Source organism: Pseudomonas sp. TE9122, from assembly GCF_056278925.1.
Genome location: NZ_JBWBQI010000001.1, coordinates 413,619 through 434,465, shown reverse-complemented (window position 1 = coordinate 434,465; position 20,847 = coordinate 413,619). Strand labels below are relative to the sequence as shown.

Annotated in this window: 15 protein-coding genes and 1 pseudogene; 13 read left to right on the top strand and 3 right to left on the bottom strand. The window is 59.1% G+C overall.

From position 1 onward, the window contains the following. The first annotated feature begins 234 nt into the window (after positions 1-234). The 8 genes and pseudogenes from ACZ9BE_RS01800 to ACZ9BE_RS01765 all read left to right on the top strand — a co-directional run bounded on the left by ACZ9BE_RS01800 (position 235) and on the right by ACZ9BE_RS01765 (position 11,030). Positions 235-1,860, top strand: coding sequence for an ABC transporter substrate-binding protein (locus tag ACZ9BE_RS01800; protein WP_041477957.1), 1,626 nt, complete (start codon positions 235-237; stop codon positions 1,858-1,860). 303 nt (positions 1,861-2,163) lie between these two features. Then, positions 2,164-3,763: pseudogene (locus ACZ9BE_RS01795) on the top strand (ABC transporter substrate-binding protein). A gap of 176 nt (positions 3,764-3,939) precedes the next feature. Beyond that, on the top strand, positions 3,940-5,376 hold the full coding sequence (locus ACZ9BE_RS01790) for an OprD family porin (RefSeq protein WP_056782911.1): 1,437 nt from the start codon (positions 3,940-3,942) through the stop codon (positions 5,374-5,376). Positions 5,377-5,453: 77 nt separating this feature from the next. After that, positions 5,454-7,049: an ABC transporter substrate-binding protein gene (locus ACZ9BE_RS01785; RefSeq protein WP_252877444.1), complete on the top strand. Its 1,596-nt coding sequence runs from the start codon at positions 5,454-5,456 to the stop codon at positions 7,047-7,049. Between the two features lie 73 nt (positions 7,050-7,122). After that, positions 7,123-8,133, top strand: coding sequence for an ABC transporter permease subunit (locus ACZ9BE_RS01780; RefSeq protein WP_016771720.1), 1,011 nt, complete (start codon positions 7,123-7,125; stop codon positions 8,131-8,133). Between the two features lie 11 nt (positions 8,134-8,144). Further along, positions 8,145-9,071, top strand: coding sequence for an ABC transporter permease subunit (locus ACZ9BE_RS01775; RefSeq protein WP_016771721.1), 927 nt, complete (start codon positions 8,145-8,147; stop codon positions 9,069-9,071). 10 nt (positions 9,072-9,081) lie between these two features. After that, on the top strand, positions 9,082-10,050 hold the full coding sequence (locus ACZ9BE_RS01770; protein WP_016771722.1) for an ABC transporter ATP-binding protein: 969 nt from the start codon (positions 9,082-9,084) through the stop codon (positions 10,048-10,050). After that, entirely contained in the window at positions 10,050-11,030 is a 981-nt protein-coding gene (locus ACZ9BE_RS01765) for a peptide ABC transporter ATP-binding protein (protein WP_041477953.1), read from the top strand. Before ACZ9BE_RS01770 ends, ACZ9BE_RS01765 begins: the two co-directional genes overlap by 1 nt. A gap of 207 nt (positions 11,031-11,237) precedes the next feature. Here ACZ9BE_RS01765 and ACZ9BE_RS01760 read toward each other — a convergent pair whose 3' ends face one another. The 3 genes from ACZ9BE_RS01760 to ACZ9BE_RS01750 all read right to left on the bottom strand — a co-directional run bounded on the left by ACZ9BE_RS01760 (position 11,238) and on the right by ACZ9BE_RS01750 (position 15,230). Next, positions 11,238-11,501, bottom strand: a complete 264-nt coding sequence (locus ACZ9BE_RS01760; protein WP_150636089.1) for a hypothetical protein — start codon at positions 11,499-11,501, stop codon at positions 11,238-11,240. Between the two features lie 159 nt (positions 11,502-11,660). After that, the gene (locus tag ACZ9BE_RS01755) at positions 11,661-12,842 is read right to left on the bottom strand and encodes an MFS transporter (RefSeq protein WP_476248848.1); all 1,182 of its coding nucleotides are present in this window, start codon (positions 12,840-12,842) and stop codon (positions 11,661-11,663) included. 804 nt (positions 12,843-13,646) lie between these two features. Continuing rightward, positions 13,647-15,230, bottom strand: a complete 1,584-nt coding sequence (locus tag ACZ9BE_RS01750) for a peptide chain release factor 3 (RefSeq protein ID WP_016771727.1) — start codon at positions 15,228-15,230, stop codon at positions 13,647-13,649. A gap of 358 nt (positions 15,231-15,588) precedes the next feature. Between ACZ9BE_RS01750 and ACZ9BE_RS01745 the strand changes: the two genes are divergently transcribed. The 5 genes from ACZ9BE_RS01745 (at position 15,589) to ACZ9BE_RS01725 (ending at position 20,831) form a co-directional block, all read left to right on the top strand. Further along, positions 15,589-16,278 (top strand): ABC transporter permease, encoded by a 690-nt coding sequence (locus tag ACZ9BE_RS01745; RefSeq protein WP_166554532.1) that lies wholly within the window; start codon positions 15,589-15,591, stop codon positions 16,276-16,278. Between the two features lie 20 nt (positions 16,279-16,298). Continuing rightward, positions 16,299-17,192 carry a glycine betaine ABC transporter substrate-binding protein gene (locus ACZ9BE_RS01740; protein WP_252887314.1) on the top strand — a complete coding sequence of 298 codons (894 nt, stop codon included), beginning with the start codon at positions 16,299-16,301 and terminating at the stop codon, positions 17,190-17,192. A gap of 13 nt (positions 17,193-17,205) precedes the next feature. After that, a complete protein-coding gene (locus tag ACZ9BE_RS01735) occupies positions 17,206-17,859 on the top strand; it encodes an ABC transporter permease (protein ID WP_024011588.1) in 654 nt (217 codons plus the stop codon). Further along, on the top strand, positions 17,856-19,013 hold the full coding sequence (locus ACZ9BE_RS01730) for an osmoprotectant ABC transporter ATP-binding protein OsmV (RefSeq protein WP_016771732.1): 1,158 nt from the start codon (positions 17,856-17,858) through the stop codon (positions 19,011-19,013). The genes ACZ9BE_RS01735 and ACZ9BE_RS01730 overlap by 4 nt, the downstream gene beginning before the upstream one ends. Before the next feature lie 654 nt (positions 19,014-19,667). Continuing rightward, positions 19,668-20,831 (top strand): type III PLP-dependent enzyme, encoded by a 1,164-nt coding sequence (locus ACZ9BE_RS01725; protein WP_016771733.1) that lies wholly within the window; start codon positions 19,668-19,670, stop codon positions 20,829-20,831. Positions 20,832-20,847: the final 16 nt, after the last annotated feature.

The window sequence follows — 20,847 nt, the reverse complement described above, 5'->3', positions numbered from 1 at the left end:
ACACCTCCAGCGCACCATTTCAGTGCCTCGAATGCACCGCAAAAACCACCCGCAAACGGTCAAATGCGTCAAAAGTTATACGGATGCGACATTAAGGTACGTTCGTGCCACCGTTTAACTCCGCCGACCGCTCTGGATCTTGCATTGGGTATGGGGCCTGCATAAGTATCCGCAGGCACGACTCACGAGGTCGTACCTCACAACTAAAAAATGACAACAAATCATGAGGCCAACATGCTTAAACACGCGGTCATTCCGTTTCTAGTCGGCGCAGGCTTGTTAGCCTCCGCACCTTTCGCCACCGCTGCGACTAACCTGGTGTTCTGCTCCGAAGGGAGCCCGGCCGGTTTTGATCCAGGCCAGTACACCACCGGAACCGACTTCGACGCCTCAGCCGAAACCATGTTCAACCGCCTGACCCAGTTCGAGCGCGGCGGCACCGCCGTGATTCCTGGTCTGGCGACCAAGTGGGACATTTCCGACGATGGCCTGACCTACACCTTCCACCTGCGTGAAGGCGTCAAGTTCCATACCACCCCGTATTTCAAGCCGACTCGTGAATTCAACGCCGACGACGTGCTGTTTACGTTCAACCGCATGATCAACAAGGACGACCCGTTCCGTAAGGCGTACCCGACCGAATTCCCGTACTTCACCGACATGGGGATGGACACCAACATCACCAAGATCGATAAAGTCGACGACCACACCGTCAAGTTCACTCTGAAAGAAGTCGACGCTGCGTTCATCCAGAACATGGCCATGAGCTTCGCTTCCGTGCAGTCCGCCGAATACGCAGCGCAACTGTTGAAAGAAGGCAAACCCGCCGACATCAACCAGAAGCCGATCGGCACTGGCCCGTTCGTATTCAAGAGCTACCAGAAAGACTCGAACATCCGTTACACCGGCAACAAGGATTACTGGAAACCTGAAGACGTGAAGATCGACAACCTGATCTTCGCCATCACCACCGACCCGTCGGTGCGTATCCAGAAGCTGAAAAAGAACGAGTGCCAGGTCACCCTGTTCCCGCGTCCGGCCGATCTGAAAGCGCTGAAAGAAGACAAGTCGCTGAAGATGCCGGATCAGGCTGGCTTCAACCTGGGCTACATCGCCTACAACGTGATGGACAAGGTCAAGGGCAGCAACGAGGCCAACCCGCTGGCTGACCTGCGCGTGCGTCAGGCGCTGGACATGGCCGTGAACAAGCCGCAAATCATCGATTCGGTTTACCAGGGCGCGGGCCAACTGGCCGTCAACGCCATGCCGCCGACCCAGTGGTCCTACGACACCACCATCAAGGATGCCAAGTACGACCCTGAGAAAGCCAAACAGCTGCTCAAGGAAGCCGGCGTCAAGGAAGGTACCGAGATCGTCCTGTGGGCGATGCCGGTGCAGCGTCCGTACAACCCGAACGCCAAACTGATGGCTGAAATGCTCCAGTCCGACTGGGCCAAGATCGGCTTGAAAGTGAAGATCACCAGCTACGAGTGGGGCGAGTACATCAAGCGCTCCAAAGGTGGCGAGAACCAAGCCATGATCATTGGCTGGAGCGGTGACAATGGTGATCCGGACAACTGGCTCAACGTTCTGTTTGGCTGCGATTCGCTGAGCGGCAACAACTTCTCCAAGTGGTGCGACAAGAAGTTCGACGGCCTGGTGAAAGAAGCCAAACGCACTACCGACCAGGGCAAGCGCACCGAGCTGTACAAACAGGCGCAACACGTCCTTAAAGATGCAGTTCCAATGACACCTATCGCTCACTCGACGGTGTATCAACCCATGCGCGCCAACGTGCAGGATTTCAAGATCAGCCCATTTGGCCTGAATTCCTTCTACGGCGTCAGCGTCAGCAAGTAAGACATTGCAACGGCGGCGTTTCTGACGTCGCCGTTGCTTTATCTACCGGGAAAAAAGGAAAAGGCCTACACCCAAATCCGCCGCAGATGATTGCTTCGGTATAGGCGCGTCGACTTTTCCTACGAGCATTAAGGCAATTACGTATTTACTGCCAGAGGCACGGTGCCTACCGTCGCGTACTGACCAGTGTCTGCGTGGGCCACCGGTTTTGCCGTACGTATTTGGATTGAGCTCAATGCGACCAGAAAGTCCCGGGATCGGGATCCAGGTGCATTGCATAACACTAAAAAAAGAGGGAGCGTCATGCGCCATACCTTGGTTTTTTCCGCACTGTTGGGCGCCGGCCTGTTGGCCGCCACGTCTGCAAGCTACGCCGCCAGCGACAGCCTGGTGTTCTGCTCGGAAGGCAGCCCGGCGGGTTTCGATACCGCGCAATACACGACGGCCACCGACAACGACGCCGCCGAGCCGCTGTACAACCGCCTGGTGGAGTTCGAAAAAGGCGCGACCAATGTCGTACCCGGTCTGGCAACCAAGTGGGACATTTCCGAAGATGGCCTGAAATACACCTTTCACCTGCGTGAAGGCGTGAAATTTCACACAACCCCTTACTTCAAGCCGAGCCGCGATTTTAACGCCGACGACGTGCTGTTCACGTTCAATCGCATGCTCGATGCGCAACAGCCGTTCCGCAAGGCCTATCCCACCGAGTTTCCGTACTTCAACGGGATGAGCCTGAACAAGAACATCGCCAAGGTCGAGAAGACCGGGCCGCTGACCGTGGAGTTCACGCTCAACAGTGTTGACGCAGCGTTCATCCAGAACATCGCCATGAGCTTCGCCGCCATTCTGTCTGCCGAATACGCCGACAAGCTGCTGGCCGACGGCAAGCCGAGCGACATCAACCAGAAGCCGATCGGCACCGGACCGTTCGTGTTCAAGAGCTACCAGAAAGACTCGAACATCCGTTACACCGGTAACCCGCAGTACTGGGATCCGAGCCGGGTCAAGCTGAAGAACCTGATTTTCGCGATCAACACCGACGCGTCGGTACGTGTGCAGAAGCTCAAAGCCAACGAGTGCCAGATCACCCTGCACCCGCGTCCTGGCCGATGTTGAAGCGCTGAAGGCCGACCCGAAACTGCAACTGATTTCCAAGCCAGGCTTCAACCTCGGCTACATCGCCTACAACGTGCGCCACAAGCCGTTCGATCAACTGGAAGTGCGTCAGGCGCTGGACATGGCGGTGAATAAACAGGGAATTCTCAACGCTGTTTATCAAGGCGCCGGCCAACTGGCCGTCAACGCCATGCCACCAACCCAGTGGTCCTACGACGACACCATCAAGGACGCCGCCTACAACCCGGAAAAAGCCAAGGAACTGCTCAAGGCTGCCGGCGTGAAAGAAGGCACCGAGATCACCCTGTGGGCAATGCCGGTGCAGCGTCCGTACAACCCGAACGCCAAACTGATGGCCGAAATGCTCCAGTCCGACTGGGCCAAGATCGGTCTGAAAGTGAAGATCGTCAGTTACGAATGGGGCGAGTACATCAAGCGCACCAAGAACGGCGAGCACGACGTCAGCCTGATCGGCTGGACCGGTGACAATGGGGATCCGGACAACTGGCTGGGCACGCTGTACAGCTGTGACGCCATCGGCGGCAACAACTACTCCATGTGGTGCGATCCGGCTTACGACAAGCTGATCAAACAGGCCAAGGTCGTCACCGACCGCGACCAGCGCACCGTGCTTTATAAACAGGCCCAGCAATTGCTTAAACAGCAAGTGCCGATCACGCCTGTCGCCCACTCGACGGTCAACCAGCCGTTAAGCACCCGGGTCGAAGGATTCAAAGTCAGCCCGTTCGGCCGCAACGTGTTCTCGGGTGTCAGTATCGATTAAACCAACCGATTAGCCGCAATGCTGAGGGGAGCCGTCTACTCCCCTCACGCAAGCGCTTTGCCGAAATTCGCCAATCCGGCTTTTTGCAAACGTTTGCGATGTGTGAACGAGTTCTAAACCAATAACCGGCATACCAAAAAAAGCCGGGATAAAAAGAAAGTAAAGGAGCTTCACCCATGAAACTGAGCAGCACCGCGATACTGGCTCTGGCCATCAGCAGCATCACCGCCACGGCTTATGCGGAAACCCAGAGCCAGGCGTTCACCCCGGTGACCGTCAACACCAAAAGCGCCCAGGCTGAGGCCACTGGGTTCGTCGAAGGACAGTCGATCACCGGTACGACACGTAACTGGTACGCCAACGAGCAACTGAAGCGCGGCGGCAAATTCTCCTATAAAAAAAATGGTTCTCCGGCCGAAACTGACCGTCGGATCAACTGGGTGCAAGGGACCATCGTCAAGTACAACTCGGGTTTCACCGAGGGCACTGTAGGTATCAGCACCGAAGTTGCGGCATATAATGCAATTGCGCTTGAACGTGATCGTGAAAATCTGGCTTCCGGAAATGGCGGCGCCCCAAAGACGGGCGTGGGATCGGGTAACAACCGCACCCTGACGCACAAGAATAACGGTGAAGCCGTAGATCAGTGGAGCAAGGTAGGCCTTGCCAACATCAAGGCGCGCGTTTCCAACACCACTCTGACTGCCGGTCGTATGAGCTTCAGCAGCCCGCAGGTCGACGTGATCGGCAACCGTGCACTGCCTTCGAGCTTCGAGGGTGTCTCCCTGCACAGTGAAGAGTTGAACAATCTGTCCTTCGACTTGGCCACTTTTGATCGCGTCTCGCCACGATCGGAACAAAGCCTGCAGAAATTCCGCGCCGAGTATGCCAACGGCCGTGTCGAATCCGACAAGGTCAACACCGCCGGTATCAGCTATCAGCCGCTCGAAAGTCTGAAAACCAGTCTATGGGGCACGCAAGTTGAAGATCTGTGGAACCAGTACTACTTCGGCGCCACCCATGAACTGGGTGACAGCAGCGTCCTCGCCCTGACTACCGGTTTCAACTACTACAAAACCGTCGACGAAGGTAAGAAGCTGCTGGGCGACATCGACAACGACACCTACTCGCTGTCGTTCGGACTGACCCACCAAGCGCATAACCTGACCTTCTCCTACCAGCAAGTAAACGGTAACGAGTACTTCGATTACCTGCACGAGACTAACGGTATCTACCTAGCCAACTCCCTGCTGTCGGACTTCAACGGCCCGAACGAGAAATCCTTCCAGGTTTCATACGCCATCAATATGGCCGAGTACGGTGTGCCGGGCCTGAAATTCAACATCTATCAAGCTCGCGGCTGGGGAATCGATGGCACGCACTACAACGGCAACAAAGGCGTTGAAGGCAAAGGCTACGACGGCATCCAGGAACAGGATGGCGAGCACCACTATGAATACGGCATCGGTGCGACCTATGCGGTACAAAGCGGTCCTCTGAAAGCCACCACGATTCGCGGCACCTACACAGCCCACCGTGCGAGCGAGTTCCAATCGGACGGCAGCATCAACGAGTTCCGTCTCGTAACCACCATCCCGTTCAACATTCTGTAAAAACGCCAACCGACGGCTGACTCATGATGAGTCGGCCGTTCGGTTTTCTGTCTTCAACCGATTGCAGAGGGTTATCGATGAAAATGCTTCCCCTACGTGCGGCCATCGCGGCTGCGTTGCTGAGTGTCGCTGTCGGCGCCTCGGCCAAACCCTTGGTGGTCTGCACCGAAGCCAGCCCGGAAGGCTTCGATATGGTCCAGTACACAACTGCAGTCACGGCGGACGCTGTGGCCGAAACCATCTTCAACCGCCTGGCCGATTTCAAACCCGGCACCACCGAGGTGATCCCGGCGCTCGCCGAGTCTTGGGACATCAGCGAAGACGGCCTGACCTACACGTTCCACCTGCGCAAAGGCGTCAAGTTTCACACCACCGAATATTTCAAGCCGACCCGCGACATGAATGCCGACGACGTGGTCTGGAGCTTCCAGCGTCAGCTGGACCCGAATCACCCGTGGCACAAACTGTCGAGCGTAGGCTTCCCGTACTTTGAAAGCATGGGCTTCAAGGAACTGCTCAAAAGCGTAGAAAAAATCGACGACAATACGGTCAAGTTCACCCTGACCCGTCGCGAAGCGCCGTTCCTGGCCGACATCGCCATGGCGTTCTCGTCGATCTACCCGGCCGAATACGCCGACCAGTTGCTCAAGGCCAACAAGACCGGCGATCTGAACAACAAGCCGATCGGCACCGGCCCGTTCATCTTCCAGCGCTACGCCAAGGATGCGCAGGTGCGCTTCAAGGCCAACCCGGATTATTTCCGTGGCAAGCCACCGGCCGACGCGTTGATCCTGGCGATCGCCACCGACAACAACGTGCGCCTGCAAAAGCTCAAGGCCAACGAGTGCCAGGTCGCGCTGTATCCGAAACCGGATGACATCCCGAGCATCAAGAAAGACAGCAACCTGAAAGTCGACGAGCTGGACGCGATGACCGTTTCGTACATCGCCATGAACACCCAGCACAAGTACATGAGCGACGTACGCGTGCGCAAAGCCATCGACATCGCGTTCGACAAGGAAGCCTACGTCAACGCGCTGTTCGGCAAGGGTAACGCGTCGGTGGCGGTCAACCCTTACCCGCCGACCCTGCTCGGCTACAACCATGATCTGAAAAACCCGCCACGCGACCTCGACAAGGCGCGCGCGCTGCTCAAGGAAGCCGGGGTTCCGGAAGGCACTACCTTCACCCTGTTCACCCGTAACGGCGGCGGTCCGACCAACCCCAACCCGATGCTTGGCGCGCAAATGATGCAGGCTGACCTGGCGAAAGTCGGGATCAAGATCGACATCCGCGTGATGGAATGGGGCGAGATGCTCAAGCGCGCCAAGGCCGGCGAGCACGACATGGTCTCGGCCGGATGGGCGGGCGACAACGGCGACCCGGATAACTTCCTGACGCCTATGCTCAGTTGCGAGGCCGCCAAGAACGGCGAAAACTACGCACGCTGGTGCAACGAGAAATTCCAGGCACTGCTGGATGAAGCGCGGGCTAAAGTAGATCCGGCCGAACGCGCCGCGCTCTACGAACAGGCTCAAGTGCTGTTTAATCAGGACCAGCCATGGATCAGCATGGCCCATACTCGGATGTTCACTGCAATGCGCAACAATGTAGAGGGCTACCACATCAGCCCTCTCACCACTAATAACTTCGCCACCACCCAGGTGAAGTAGATAAGAAACGCCCGGCGTCCCTTACCTGAGGGACGCCGGACACGCCTAACCGGCTGATGAGGTACCACACAAGATGTTTAGTTTTATTGCCCGCCGACTGGGGTTGTTGATCCCCACGTTTTTCGGCATCACCTTGCTGACTTTCGCGTTGATTCGCATGATTCCGGGCGACCCCGTGGAAGTGATGATGGGCGAACGTCGGGTCGACCCCGAAATGCACGCTCAGGCAATGGAACGCCTGGGGCTGAACAAGCCGCTGTATGCCCAGTATCTGGACTACATCGGCAAACTGGCCCAGGGCGATCTCGGTGAGTCGTTGCGTACCCGTGAAAGCGTGTGGACCGAGTTCACCTCTCTTTTCCCGGCGACCCTGGAACTGTCCATGGCCGCCCTGCTGTTCGCTGGCATCCTCGGGCTTCTGGCCGGGGTGATCGCGGCACTCAAACGAGGATCGCTGTTCGACCACGGGGTGATGGGCATCTCCCTCGCGGGCTATTCGATGCCGATCTTCTGGTGGGGCCTGATCCTGATCATGTTCTTCTCGGTGAGCCTGGGCTGGACCCCGGTGTCCGGGCGCATCGACCTGCTGTATGACATCGAGCCGAAAACCGGCTTCATGCTGATCGACACGCTGCTGGCCGATGACGTCGGCGCGTTCTTCGACGCCCTGCACCACCTGATCCTGCCGGCCATCGTGCTCGGTACCATTCCGCTGGCGGTAATCGCGCGGATGACCCGTTCGTCGATGCTCGAAGTGCTGCGCGAAGACTACATCCGCACCGCCAAGGCCAAAGGCCTGTCGCCGTCGCGCGTGGTGTTCGTGCACGGTCTGCGCAATGCGCTGATTCCGGTGCTGACCGTGGTCGGCCTGCAGGTCGGCACGCTGCTGGCCGGTGCGGTCCTGACCGAAACCATCTTCTCCTGGCCCGGCATCGGTAAATGGCTGATCGAAGCCATCGGCGCCCGAGACTACCCGGTGGTGCAAAACGGCATCCTGTTAATCGCCTGCCTGGTGATTCTGGTCAACTTCGTGGTGGACATCCTCTACGGCTTTGCCAACCCACGCATCCGTCATCAGCGCTGAGGTCAATACCCATGAGCACTCCAACATCCTCAGTAGCCACCGCCACGTCCGCCGTGGATCAAAGCCTGCTGTACCCGTCGCCGTACAAAGAATTCTGGCAAGCGTTCTCGAAGAACAAGGGCGCCGTTGCCGGCCTGCTGTTCATGCTGCTGATCATCTTCTGCGCGATCTTCGCGCCGTGGGTCGCGCCGCATAACCCGAGCGAGCAATACCGTGACTTCCTGCTGACGCCGCCGGCGTGGCTCGAAGGCGGGCAGATGCAGTTCCTGCTCGGCACCGACGAACTCGGCCGTGACCTGCTGTCGCGTCTGATCCAGGGCTCGCGCCTGTCGCTGCTGATCGGCTTGTCGTCGGTGGTGATGTCGCTGATTCCGGGGATCCTGCTGGGTCTGTTTGCCGGTTTCTTCCCGAAAGTGGTCGGCCCGACCATCATGCGTCTGATGGACATCATGCTGGCCCTGCCGTCGCTGCTGCTGGCCGTGGCAATCGTCGCCATCCTCGGCCCTGGCCTGATCAACACCGTGATCGCGATTGCCGTGGTTTCCCTGCCGTCCTACGTGCGTCTGACCCGTGCCGCCGTCATGGGCGAACTGAACCGCGACTACGTCACCGCCGCGCGTCTGGCCGGTGCCGGTCTGCCGCGTCTGATGTTCATCACCGTGCTGCCCAACTGCATGGCGCCGCTGATCGTGCAGGCAACCCTGAGCTTCTCCTCGGCGATTCTCGATGCCGCCGCACTGGGCTTCCTCGGCCTCGGCGTACAACCGCCAACCCCTGAGTGGGGCACCATGCTGGCCTCGGCCCGCGACTACATCGAACGCGCCTGGTGGGTGGTGAGCCTGCCTGGTCTGACCATTTTGCTCAGCGTGCTGGCAATCAACTTGATGGGCGACGGCCTGCGCGATGCGCTGGACCCGAAACTCAAGAACGCCGCCTGAGGAGATTCAAATGTCACTGCTAGAAATCAAGAATCTCAACGTCCGCTTCGGCGACAAGACCGCGACCCCGGTGGTCGACGGCCTCGACCTGAAAGTCGACAAAGGCGAAGTGCTGGCCATCGTTGGCGAGTCGGGTTCGGGTAAATCCGTGACCATGATGGCGCTGATGGGCCTGATCGAGCACCCCGGCATCGTCACCGCTGACTCGCTCAGCTTCGACGGCAAGGACATGCTCAAACTGAGCAACCGTCAGCGTCGGCAGATCGTCGGCAAAGACCTGTCGATGGTCTTCCAGGACCCGATGACCGCGCTGAACCCGAGCTACACCGTCGGTTTTCAGATCGAAGAAGTGCTGCGCCTGCACCTGAAAATGTCCGGCAAGCAAGCGCGCAAGCGTGCCATCGAACTGCTGGAAAAGGTCGAGATCCCGGGCGCCGCCAGCCGTATGGACGCCTACCCGCATCAACTGTCTGGCGGTATGAGCCAGCGTGTCGCGATCGCCATGGCGATTGCCGGCGAGCCGAAACTGTTGATCGCCGACGAACCGACCACCGCGCTGGACGTAACGATTCAGGCGCAGATCATGGATCTGCTGCTGGCGTTGCAGAAAGAACAGAACATGGGCCTGGTGCTGATCACTCACGACCTCGCGGTCGTGGCGGAAACTGCCCAGCGCGTCTGCGTGATGTACGCCGGTCAAGCCGTGGAAGTCGGTCAGGTGCCGCAACTGTTCGACATCCCGGCGCACCCGTACAGCGAAGCGCTGCTCAAGGCGATTCCCGAGCACAGCCTCGGCGCCTCACGCCTGTCGACCCTGCCGGGCATCGTTCCGGGCCGTTACGACCGACCGCAGGGTTGCCTGCTGTCGCCGCGCTGCCCGTATGTGCAGGACAACTGCCGCACCCAGCGTCCGGGCCTTGATCCGAAAGCCAACAGCCTCGCCCGCTGCTTCTACCCGCTGAACCAGGAGGTGGCGTAATGGCCGTCGTACTTACCGCCCGCGACCTGACCCGTCACTACGAAGTCTCCCGTGGCCTGTTCAAGGGCCACGCCACCGTGCGCGCGCTCAACGGCGTGTCGTTCGAACTGGAAGCCGGCAAGACCCTCGCCGTAGTGGGTGAGTCGGGCTGCGGCAAATCCACCCTCGCCCGCGCCCTGACGCTGATCGAAGAGCCGTCGTCGGGTTCGCTGCAGATCGCCGGCCAGGAAGTCGCCGGCGCCGACAAGGCCGAGCGCAAGCAACTGCGCAAAGACGTGCAGATGGTGTTTCAGAGCCCGTATGCGTCGTTGAACCCACGGCAGAAAATCGGTGATCAATTGGCCGAGCCGTTGCTGATCAACACCAAGCTGTCGGCCAGCGAACGTCGCGAGAAAGTCCAGGCGATGATGAAGCAGGTCGGCTTGCGGCCCGAGCATTACCAGCGCTATCCGCACATGTTCTCCGGCGGTCAGCGCCAGCGTATCGCTCTGGCGCGGGCAATGATGCTGCAACCGAAAGTGCTGGTCGCGGACGAACCGACTTCGGCACTGGACGTATCGATTCAGGCCCAAGTGCTGAACCTGTTCATGGATTTGCAGCAGGAGTTCAACACCGCCTACGTGTTCATCTCGCACAACCTCGCGGTGGTGCAGCACGTGGCCGATGACGTGATGGTGATGTACCTCGGCCGCCCGGTGGAATTGGGTCCGAAGAACGACATCTACGAACGCCCGCTGCACCCGTACACCCAGGCGCTGTTGTCGGCGACCCCGACCATTCACCCGGACCCGAACAAGCCGAAAATCAAAATCGTCGGCGAACTGCCCAACCCGCTGAACCCGCCACCGGGCTGCGCTTTCCACAAGCGCTGCCCGTACGCGACCGAACGCTGCAGCACGGAAGAACCGCTGTTGCGTGAGCTGGATAATCGGCAGGTGGCCTGCCACTACGCCGAGCAGTTTCTCGACGGCGCGGCGTAGGCCCACGAAATATCTCATGTGGGAGCGAGCCTGCTCGCGAAGGCGTCATTTCGGTCAACATCATCGGTGACTGATTAACCGCTTTCGCGAGCAGGCTCGCTCCCACAGGGAATTCGTGTTGATTCAAGAGTTCACGCGATAACAAAACCCCTTCCACCTCCATTGCGCATCAGTCGAGGCAGAAGGGGTTTTTCTTTGGCCGGCGATCTATGTCTGGCTATCGCCTTCGTCATCCGGATCATCGGTACCCGGCTCGTCGGTCGTCGAGTCATCATCTTCGGCGCTGCCACCCTGATTCATATCCCCCGGCTCCGACTCGGATTTGGCCAGCATCAGCCCGCTATGCCCGACCTGCCCATTGAACGCCTGAGATTCGTGATCCTCGCACTCGGCCCACGCCGTTGCGGTGCCGAGGGATAGCATCACCATCACTTTCAACAACATCAAAACCCGTAGCAATCTGCTTTTCATGGCCGACTCCATCCTGTTGCGGTAAGACATGCTTGCCGGACTGGCTCCGTGTGAAATCTAGTTGCGATCCGACCGGCTCACCACTTAGGACGCGACCGCGCAGGCAGAAATGCCATCGACCGCCAGATTGCTTTCGAATAACCCCGATAACCGAAACAGCTAAGCGCCTCGCGTGGCCTGCCAGGTCAAAGGAATGGAAATCAGCACCAGCAGCGCGCTCATCAACCAGACACTGTGCCCGCCAAACTGGCCATACAGCTGACTGCTGAGCACCGGCGACAACAGCGCGCTGGCACTCCAGCTCATGAAGAACAGCCCGAAGTACTGACCGCTCTTGCCGCTCTGCGCAAAGTGCATCGCCAGCACATTCAGTGGCGGCATGAACAGCGCCTCGCCCAGCGTCCAGATCAGCGTCGACAGACAGACAAAAGCCAAGCCGGAACCGAACGGCAACATGCCCAGCCCACAGGCCAACAGGACACTGCCAACGAGCATCTGCCAACGCGAGCCCCAGCGTTCGACCGAGTGCGACAGCGGGATTTGTAAAGCGATCACCAACAGCGCATTGAGCCCGAACTGCCAGCCGATCGCCTCTGTGCTAAGGTGGTAGTAATCACGCAGATAATTGCCCAGCGTGCTGTAGACCGTGTCGAACGCAATGCCGAGCACGGCCGTCGCCGCCAGCAGCCAGAGGAACGGCTTGTCGCGAAGCGGCACGCTCGAGCCATCGGTGGATTCGTGTCCAACCACCAGCACCGGCCGCCGCCACGTTGTGCGCACGAACCACAGCAACGCCAGCATCGTCATCGCTGCACTGGAAAAAAACACCCAACGAAAATCCGCCTGCGCCAACACCCCACCCGCCACCCCGGCAGCGGCCATGCCCAGATTACGCGCGACCCGACTAAGGGCCTGCGCACGCGAGCGTTGCGCGACTTCGCAATACTCCATGATCAGCCGCTGATGCAACGTCCGAATCGCCCCATCGATGACACCGCTAAGCAATAGCAAACCGGCGAGCCAAGGCACCTGCGTCACCAGCCCCAACAGCATCAACACCCACACCGAAACGAAAAACAGCGCCGCCGTCAGCCGCGCCGTGCGCACGTGATCACTGAGCCAGCCACCGAGCATCGAACCGACCAACAACCCCGCGCCATAGGCCGAAAGCAACCAGCCAACGGTTTCAATCGCCAGCCCCAGTTCCTGACGCAGGTACAGCGCCATGAACAACTTGACCATGGCGCTGAGGCGGTTGATGAACAACAGAGCCGCGAGGACCCAGGCCATGGGGGTGAAATAGTCGTTGGGGCGCAGGAGTTGGGTCAGTCCTTTGAGCATGTAACGTCCGATGGGCGCGAGGGTTTGATGAACAGTAGACGGCTTGGATTGGAATGTCGTGGGGGTGAGGTCAGCGGAAGTAAAAGCAGAGCATGGCTACGACGTAGAGGGAAAACGCCTTACGGAAAAATCGCCGCGCCCGGATTCAACTTGATTTTTCACGCGGCGTTAAAGATCAAAAGCCCCTCACCCTAACCCTCTCCCGGAGGGAGAGGGGACTGACCGGGTCGCTTGGGCAAGGTACGCCGACCTGAAATACCGAGCCGAACTCGGGATTTGAACAGATCATCAATCGGCCCCCTCTCCCTCGGGAGAGGGCTGGGGTGAGGGGCAGCAACAACACAAATCAAAAGCCGGACACACACGCTTTTCACCACTCAATAGGCCGAGTGTCAGCTCGCCTGCTCTTGATCTTGATCCACCGGCGACGTCGGAAGGCTGAGTGGAGGGATTGATCCGGGCGTGGGAGCGCAGCGACCGTTCGACGAAGTCGAACACAGCGGAAGGAGGTGCAGCGAAGCAAACCGGAGCCGCTGCGCCCGGATCGATCCCGGAGCGAAGGAACCCGAGCCTGCGAGGGCCGAACGCAGGAGCAAGCGTTTTTTGCTTACTTTTTTAGGCGCTTGTAAAAAAGTAAGTCGCCGTAAGGGCGAAACCGCCAGCCGCAGCCCCCGCAGCAACGGATATTCACCCAAAACCCCAACAGCCTGGTCGGCCCAACGGCCGCCAAGACCAAAAGCGGCAGCCCATAAAAAAGCCCCCAAGGCCTACACCTCAGGGGCTTTCAGAAAAACACCTCAAACCTTAATGATGCTCCCGCGTCGCGCGGAATTTCACATCCGGCCAGCGCTCTTCCATCAGCGCCAGATTCACCCGCGTCGGCGCCAGGTAAGTCAGGTGACCACCGCCATCCAGCGCAAGGTTCTCCACCGCTTTGTTGGAAAACTCCTCAAGCTTCTTCTTGTCGTCGCACTCGATCCAGCGCGCCGAATACACAGTGATCGGCTCATACGAGCACTCGACCTTGTATTCCTCTTTCAAACGGCTGGCGACCACATCGAACTGCAGCACACCGACGGCGCCAAGAATGATGTCGTTGCTGCGCTCCGGGAAGAACACCTGCGTCGCGCCCTCTTCCGCCAACTGCTGCAGGCCCTGACGCAACTGCTTGGATTTCAGCGGATCACGCAGACGCACGCGACGGAACAGTTCCGGGGCGAAGTGCGGAATACCGGTGAAACCAAGGACTTCGCCTTCGCTGAAGGTGTCGCCGATCTGGATCGTACCGTGGTTGTGCAGACCGATGATGTCGCCAGCGTAGGCTTCTTCGAGCTGTTCACGCTCGGAAGAGAAGAACGTCAGGGCGTCGCCGATGCGCACGTCCTTGCCGGTACGCACGTGGCGCATCTTCATGCCTTTTTCGTACTTGCCGGAGCAGATACGCATGAAGGCGATGCGGTCGCGGTGTTTCGGGTCCATGTTCGCCTGGATCTTGAAGATGAAGCCCGAGAACTTCTCTTCCACCGGCTCGACAGTACGCTCATTGGCCACACGGGCCAGCGGACGCGGCGCCCAATCGACGACAGCATCGAGCACGTGGTCGACACCGAAGTTACCCAGCGCGGTACCGAAGAACACCGGGGTCAGTTGGCCGTCGAGGAATTCCTGCTGGTTGAATTCGTGGCAGGCGCCCTGCACCAGTTCCAGCTGTTCGATGAAGCGCTCGTACTCATCGCCCAGGTGCGCGCGCGCCTCGTCGGAGTCGAGCTTCTCGATGATCTTGGTTTCGGTGCGTTCGTGACCGTGACCGGCGGTGTAGACAATGATGTAGTCGTCGGCCAGGTGATACACGCCCTTGAAATCGCGGTAGCAACCGATCGGCCAGGTGATCGGCGCAGCCTTGATCTTCAGGACTGCTTCGATTTCGTCGAGCAGTTCGATCGGGTCGCGAATGTCACGGTCGAGTTTGTTGATGAAGCTGACGATCGGCGTGTCACGCAGACGGCAGACGTCCATCAGCGCAATGGTCCGTGGCTCTACGCCCTTACCGCCGTCGAGCACCATCAATGCCGAGTCCACCGCTGTCAGGGTGCGGTAGGTGTCTTCGGAGAAGTCTTCGTGGCCCGGGGTGTCGAGCAGGTTGATCATGTGTTCGCGATAGGGGAACTGCATGACCGACGTGGTAATGGAAATACCCCGCTGCTTCTCCATCTCCATCCAGTCGGATGTCGCATGGCGATCGGATTTGCGGGATTTCACCGTACCGGCCACTGCAATCGCCTTGCCCATCAACAGGAGCTTTTCGGTGATTGTGGTTTTACCGGCATCGGGGTGGGAAATAATGGCGAAAGTGCGGCGTTTCGCGACTTCGGCGGCCTGTTGGGTCATGGGAAATCGCCTGGCGGTGATTCAAAAAAGGGCCGCGATTATAGCCCAACTCGCCGCAATAACCGAACCGTTGAGCACATTAAGGGTGGCCAAATGCTGCCGCAGATGGGAACCTTTTAAAGCACGGAGACGTCCATCCCCTGTTACGAACTTTCGTCAGGGGCTGAAAAATCAGCAAGTTAGCCTGACGAGGCTGCGCTCATGGCTCGCTTTCAGACCGCTTCGCCGGCTCTGAAAAACGGCTACTTTTCGCGAACGACGCTCCCGGCAGCCAAGGCTTGGCATGCCACACGGGACTGCGCTCGCCGACTACAAAAAAAGGAGTCCGCCTGTGGCTATCCGCTATGGCAAAGGGCTGATGGGAGGTGCGGTGGTGATCGCGCTCCTGGCCCTGCTGGTCCACTGGATCGGCATCAACACGATCGAACACTACCGCGACGATTTGTTGTTTTACCTGCAAGCTCATCTGATTCTCGTCCTCGCTTCCATGCTGGCCGCCCTTGTTGTGGGCATTCCCGCCGGTATCTTCCTCAGCCGCCCGAGCATGGTCGGCCGCGCCGAACGCTTCATGCAGATCTTCAATATCGGCAACACCGTGCCACCGCTGGCCGTGCTCGCGATTGCGCTGGGCATCCTCGGCATCGGCAGTGGTCCGGCAATCTTCGCGCTGTTCCTCGCCTCGCTGTTGCCGATTGTGCGCAACACCTATGAAGGCCTGAAAAATGTGCAGGGCTCGCTGAAAGAAGCCGCTGTCGGCATCGGCATGACGCCGCGCCAAGTGCTTTGGAAAGTCGAATTGCCCAACGCCGTGCCGATCATCGTCGGTGGCGTGCGGGTCGCACTGGCGATCAACGTCGGCACTGCGCCGCTGGCGTTCCTGATCGGCGCCAACAGCCTCGGCAGCCTGATCTTCCCTGGCATCGCCCTGAACAACCAGCCGCAACTGCTGCTCGGCGCCGCGTGCACCGCGCTGTTGGCGCTGTTGCTCGATGGCGTGGTCACCCTCGCCAGCCGTCTCTGGCTGGAACGCGGTTTGCGCCCGTCTTAAGGCTTTGCGAAGGAATATTTATGAAACGACTTAGCTTGATCTTAGGCTGCGTCCTGCTGTTCGCAGGAATCGCGCAAGCCGCTGAAAAACCTGTCATCCGCCTCGGCGCCCGGGTCTTCACCGAGCAGACCCTGCTCGCCGAAATCACCGCGCAATACCTGCGCAGCAAAGGCTACGACGCGCAAATCACCGGCGGTCTGGGCAGCAACCTCGCCCGCAGCGCCCACGAAAGCGGCCAATTGGACCTGCTCTGGGAATACACCGGCGTGTCGCTGGTGGCCTATAACCACGTCACTGAAAAACTCGACAGCGCGCAGTCCTACGCCCGGGTCAAAGAGCTCGACGCGAAAAAAGGCCTGATCTGGCTGACGCCGTCGAAATTCAGCAACACCTACGCCCTCGCTCTGCCGAAAAAAATCGCCGAGCAATATCCGCAGATCGGCAACATCAGCCAGCTCAACGAAGTGCTGCGCGCCGAAGCCGAGACCAACCACCTGGTGGCGCTGGATACCGAGTTCGCCAACCGCTCCGACGGTCTCGACGGCATGGTCAAGCTCTACGACATGAACCTGACCCGCAAGAACATCCGCCAGATGGACGCCGGCCTGGTCTACACCGCGCTGCGTAACGGTCAGGTGTTTGCCGGTCTGGTCTACACCACCGATGGCCGGCTCAATGCCTTCGGCCTGAAATTGCTGGAAGACGACAAGCATTACTTCCCCGACTACACCGCCGCTCCCGTGGTGCGTCAGGCCACGCTGGATGCCAACCCGAAACTGGCCGAACAACTCAAGCCGCTGGCCGAACTGTTCGACGACGAAACCATGCGCCAACTCAACGCGCGGGTCGACGTCGATCATGAAAGCCCATCGTCCGTTGCCGCCGATTTCCTGCGCCAGCATCCACTGAATTAAGAGAGGAGAAGTCATGGAATTTCTGAACGCCTTTTCCCATCTCGACTGGCAGCAGGTGATGCACCTGACCTGGCAGCACATCACTCTGGTCGGCATCGCCGTGACCCTGGCGATCGTCATCGGCGTGCCGCTGGGCATCCTGATGACACGCTTTCCCACCCTCGCCGGCCCGCTGCAAGCCAGTGCCACGGTGCTGCTGACCGTGCCGTCGATCGCCCTGTTCGGTCTGCTGCTGCCGTTCTATTCCAAGTTCGGCCAGGGCCTGGGGCCGCTGCCGGCGATCACCGCCGTGTTCCTTTATTCGCTGCTGCCGATCATGCGCAACACCTACCTCGCCCTGACCGGCGTCGAGCCGGGCATCCGCGAAGCTGCGCGCGGCATCGGCATGACCTTCGGCCAGCGCCTGCGCATGGTCGAACTGCCGATTGCGGTGCCGGTGATCCTCGCTGGCGTGCGCACCGCCGTGGTGATGAACATCGGCGTGATGACCATTGCCGCGACCATCGGCGCCGGCGGCCTCGGTGTGTTGATCCTCGCCTCCATCAGCCGCAGTGACATGTCGATGCTTATCGTCGGCGCGCTGCTGGTCAGTCTTCTGGCGATTTTCGCCGACCTCGTTTTGCAGTGGCTGCAACGCTCGTTGACTCCAAAAGGACTCCTGAAATGATCGAACTTCAAAACCTCAGCAAAACTTTCCAAAGCAACGGCAAAGATGTCAAAGCCGTGGATTCGGTAAGCCTGACCGTCAATGAAGGCGAGATCTGCGTGTTCCTCGGGCCATCGGGTTGCGGCAAAAGCACCACGCTGAAAATGATCAACCGCCTGATCAAACCGACTTCGGGCAAGATCCTCATCAACGGTGAAGACACCACCGATCTCGACGAGGTGACCCTGCGCCGCAACATCGGCTACGTGATCCAGCAGATCGGTCTGTTCCCGAACATGACCATCGAAGAAAACATCGTCGTCGTGCCGAAACTGCTCGGTTGGGACAAGCAGAAATGCCACGACCGCGCCCGCGAGCTGATGAGCATGATCAAGCTTGAGCCCAAGCAGTATCTGCATCGCTACCCGCGTGAATTGTCCGGTGGTCAGCAACAGCGTATCGGTGTGATCCGCGCCTTGGCCGCTGATGCGCCGCTGCTGTTGATGGACGAGCCGTTCGGCGCGGTCGACCCGATCAACCGCGAGATGATCCAGAACGAATTCTTCGAGATGCAACGCGCGCTGAACAAGACCGTGATCATGGTCAGCCACGACATCGACGAAGCGATCAAGCTGGGCGACAAGATCGCCATTTTCCGCGCCGGCAAACTGCTGCAGATCGACCACCCGGACACCCTGCTCGCGCATCCGGCGGATGATTTCGTCAGCAATTTCGTCGGTCAGGACAGCACGCTCAAACGCCTGCTGTTGGTGAAAGCCGAAGACGCGGCGGACAACGCGCCGTCGGTCAGCCCGGAAACGCCAGTGGCCGATGCGCTGGAATTGATGGACGAGCACGACCGTCGCTACGTGGTGGTCACCTGCGCCGAGAACAAGGCGCTGGGGTACGTGCGCCGTCGCGACCTGCATCGTCAGACCGGCACCTGCGCGCAGTTCCTGCGTGAGTTCAACGCCACCGCAGCGTACGACGAGCACCTGCGCATCCTGTTGTCGCGCATGTACGAGTTCAACCGCGCCTGGCTGCCGGTGATGGATGCCGAACGGGTATTCCTCGGTGAAGTGACGCAGGAGTCGATTGCGGCATACCTGAGTTCGGGACGTTCACGGGGGATGAAGACCAGTATCGTCTCGCCGGCTGAGACCGTGGTCGCGTAAACCATCTACGCGGTTGAAACCCGATCCCTGTGGGAGCGAGCCTGCTCGCAAAAGCGCAATATCAGTCGACGCTGATGGCGGCTGTGAAAATGCCTTCGCGAGCAGGCTCGCTCCCACAGGATCTACGTAATTTTGTTGATCTTCACTGGGTGACAAAGAATCTCAACAGCCTCTCCTGCAAGAGCGTCGTCAATTCAGCTTCTTCAAGGTTCAAATCCCCCTTCAAAAGACTCTCTCGCTGCCAACGTCGCCGATGTTGCCGCCATCACACTTACCAACGATCTAGCCGACAAAAGCCACGAACGTGCAGGTATTTTTAACACTCGAAAATTCGCCGGGAACATCTGCCCGTCATCTCGGTCGGGTAGAAGGAGTGATGAACGCGACGCACGTCAGAAGCGTGCAAAAACGCGACATTTTTAGTTGATCTCGCGCCCCTCACGCCCTAAAGTTCGCGCCGAACGTCCATGCTGGAAACGATCCATCCGGCTCAAGTACTGACGACGAGACAGCAAGGCCAAGGGATAGCTGCACATCTCTGGGCCTTTTTGCTTTCGGCGGCAATGCCTTGGGAAGTAGGCGAACCAAAGTGGGGATACGGAGGGCGTTCATGCACCCATTGTTTTTACGAGTTTGCCCATAGGAGCACCCAGCATGTCGATCCAGGTCGAAGACTATTTCGCGCGCGCTACATTCGACAAAATGAAGGCGTTCGCCGACAAACAGGAAACCCCGTTCGTGGTGATCGACACCGCGATGATCGCCCAGGCCTACGATGACCTGCGCGCCGGTTTCGAATTCGCCAAGGTCTACTACGCGGTCAAGGCCAACCCGGCCGTCGAGATCATCGACCTGCTCAAAGACAAGGGTTCGAGCTTCGACATCGCCTCGATCTACGAGCTGGACAAAGTCATGGATCGCGGCGTCAGCCCGGACCGTATCAGCTACGGCAACACCATCAAGAAATCCAAGGACATCCGCTACTTCTACGAGAAAGGCGTGCGTCTGTTCTCCACCGACTCCGAAGCCGACCTGCGCAACATCGCCAAGGCTGCACCGGGTTCGAAAGTCTATGTGCGCATCCTCACTGAAGGCTCGACCACTGCTGACTGGCCGCTGTCGCGCAAGTTCGGCTGCCAGACCGACATGGCCATGGACCTGCTGATCCTCGCTCGCGACCTCGGTCTGGTGCCGTACGGCATCTCGTTCCACGTCGGCTCGCAACAGCGCGACATCAGCGTCTGGGACGCGGCGATCGCCAAGGTCAAAGTAATCTTCGAGCGTCTGAAAGAAGAAGACGGCATTCACCTGAAGCTGATCAACATGGGCGGCGGCTTCCCGGCCAACTACATCACCCGCACCAACAGCCTGGAAACCTACGCCGAAGAGATTATTCGCTTCCTCAAGGAAGATTTCGGTGACGACCTGCCGGAAATCATCCTCGAGCCGGGCCGTTCGCTGATTGCCAACGCCGGTATTCTGGTCAGCGAAGTGGTGTTGGTTGCGCGCAAGTCGCGCACTGCTGTCGAGCGTTGGGTTTACACGGATGTGGGCAAGTTCTCCGGCCTGATCGAAACCATGGACGAAGCGATCAAGTTCCCGATCTGGACCGAGAAGAAAGGCGAGATGGAAGAAGTCGTCATCGCCGGCCCGACCTGCGACAGCGCCGACATCATGTATGAGAACTACAAGTATGGCCTGCCGCTGAACCTGGCGATTGGTGATCGTCTGTACTGGCTGTCGACCGGTGCGTACACCACCAGTTACAGCGCGGTCGAGTTCAATGGCTTCCCGCCGCTGAAGTCGTTTTACGTTTAAGAGGCAGCGGCAAGTT

What these genes read in the sequence shown, in the direction of transcription:
- ACZ9BE_RS01745 (WP_166554532.1), top strand. Translation starts at nt 15,589, where the DNA reads ATGGGAGGTGCGGTGGTGATCGCGCTCCTGGCCCTGCTGGTCCACTGG.
- ACZ9BE_RS01725 (WP_016771733.1), top strand. Translation starts at nt 19,668, where the DNA reads ATGTCGATCCAGGTCGAAGACTATTTCGCGCGCGCTACATTCGACAAA.
- ACZ9BE_RS01790 (WP_056782911.1), top strand. Translation starts at nt 3,940, where the DNA reads ATGAAACTGAGCAGCACCGCGATACTGGCTCTGGCCATCAGCAGCATC.
- ACZ9BE_RS01740 (WP_252887314.1), top strand. Translation starts at nt 16,299, where the DNA reads ATGAAACGACTTAGCTTGATCTTAGGCTGCGTCCTGCTGTTCGCAGGA.
- ACZ9BE_RS01775 (WP_016771721.1), top strand. Translation starts at nt 8,145, where the DNA reads ATGAGCACTCCAACATCCTCAGTAGCCACCGCCACGTCCGCCGTGGAT.
- ACZ9BE_RS01785 (WP_252877444.1), top strand. Translation starts at nt 5,454, where the DNA reads ATGAAAATGCTTCCCCTACGTGCGGCCATCGCGGCTGCGTTGCTGAGT.
- ACZ9BE_RS01735 (WP_024011588.1), top strand. Translation starts at nt 17,206, where the DNA reads ATGGAATTTCTGAACGCCTTTTCCCATCTCGACTGGCAGCAGGTGATG.
- ACZ9BE_RS01770 (WP_016771722.1), top strand. Translation starts at nt 9,082, where the DNA reads ATGTCACTGCTAGAAATCAAGAATCTCAACGTCCGCTTCGGCGACAAG.
- ACZ9BE_RS01780 (WP_016771720.1), top strand. Translation starts at nt 7,123, where the DNA reads ATGTTTAGTTTTATTGCCCGCCGACTGGGGTTGTTGATCCCCACGTTT.
- ACZ9BE_RS01750 (WP_016771727.1), bottom strand. Translation starts at nt 15,230, where the DNA reads ATGACCCAACAGGCCGCCGAAGTCGCGAAACGCCGCACTTTCGCCATT.
- ACZ9BE_RS01755 (WP_476248848.1), bottom strand. Translation starts at nt 12,842, where the DNA reads ATGCTCAAAGGACTGACCCAACTCCTGCGCCCCAACGACTATTTCACC.
- ACZ9BE_RS01730 (WP_016771732.1), top strand. Translation starts at nt 17,856, where the DNA reads ATGATCGAACTTCAAAACCTCAGCAAAACTTTCCAAAGCAACGGCAAA.
- ACZ9BE_RS01800 (WP_041477957.1), top strand. Translation starts at nt 235, where the DNA reads ATGCTTAAACACGCGGTCATTCCGTTTCTAGTCGGCGCAGGCTTGTTA.
- ACZ9BE_RS01760 (WP_150636089.1), bottom strand. Translation starts at nt 11,501, where the DNA reads ATGAAAAGCAGATTGCTACGGGTTTTGATGTTGTTGAAAGTGATGGTG.
- ACZ9BE_RS01765 (WP_041477953.1), top strand. Translation starts at nt 10,050, where the DNA reads ATGGCCGTCGTACTTACCGCCCGCGACCTGACCCGTCACTACGAAGTC.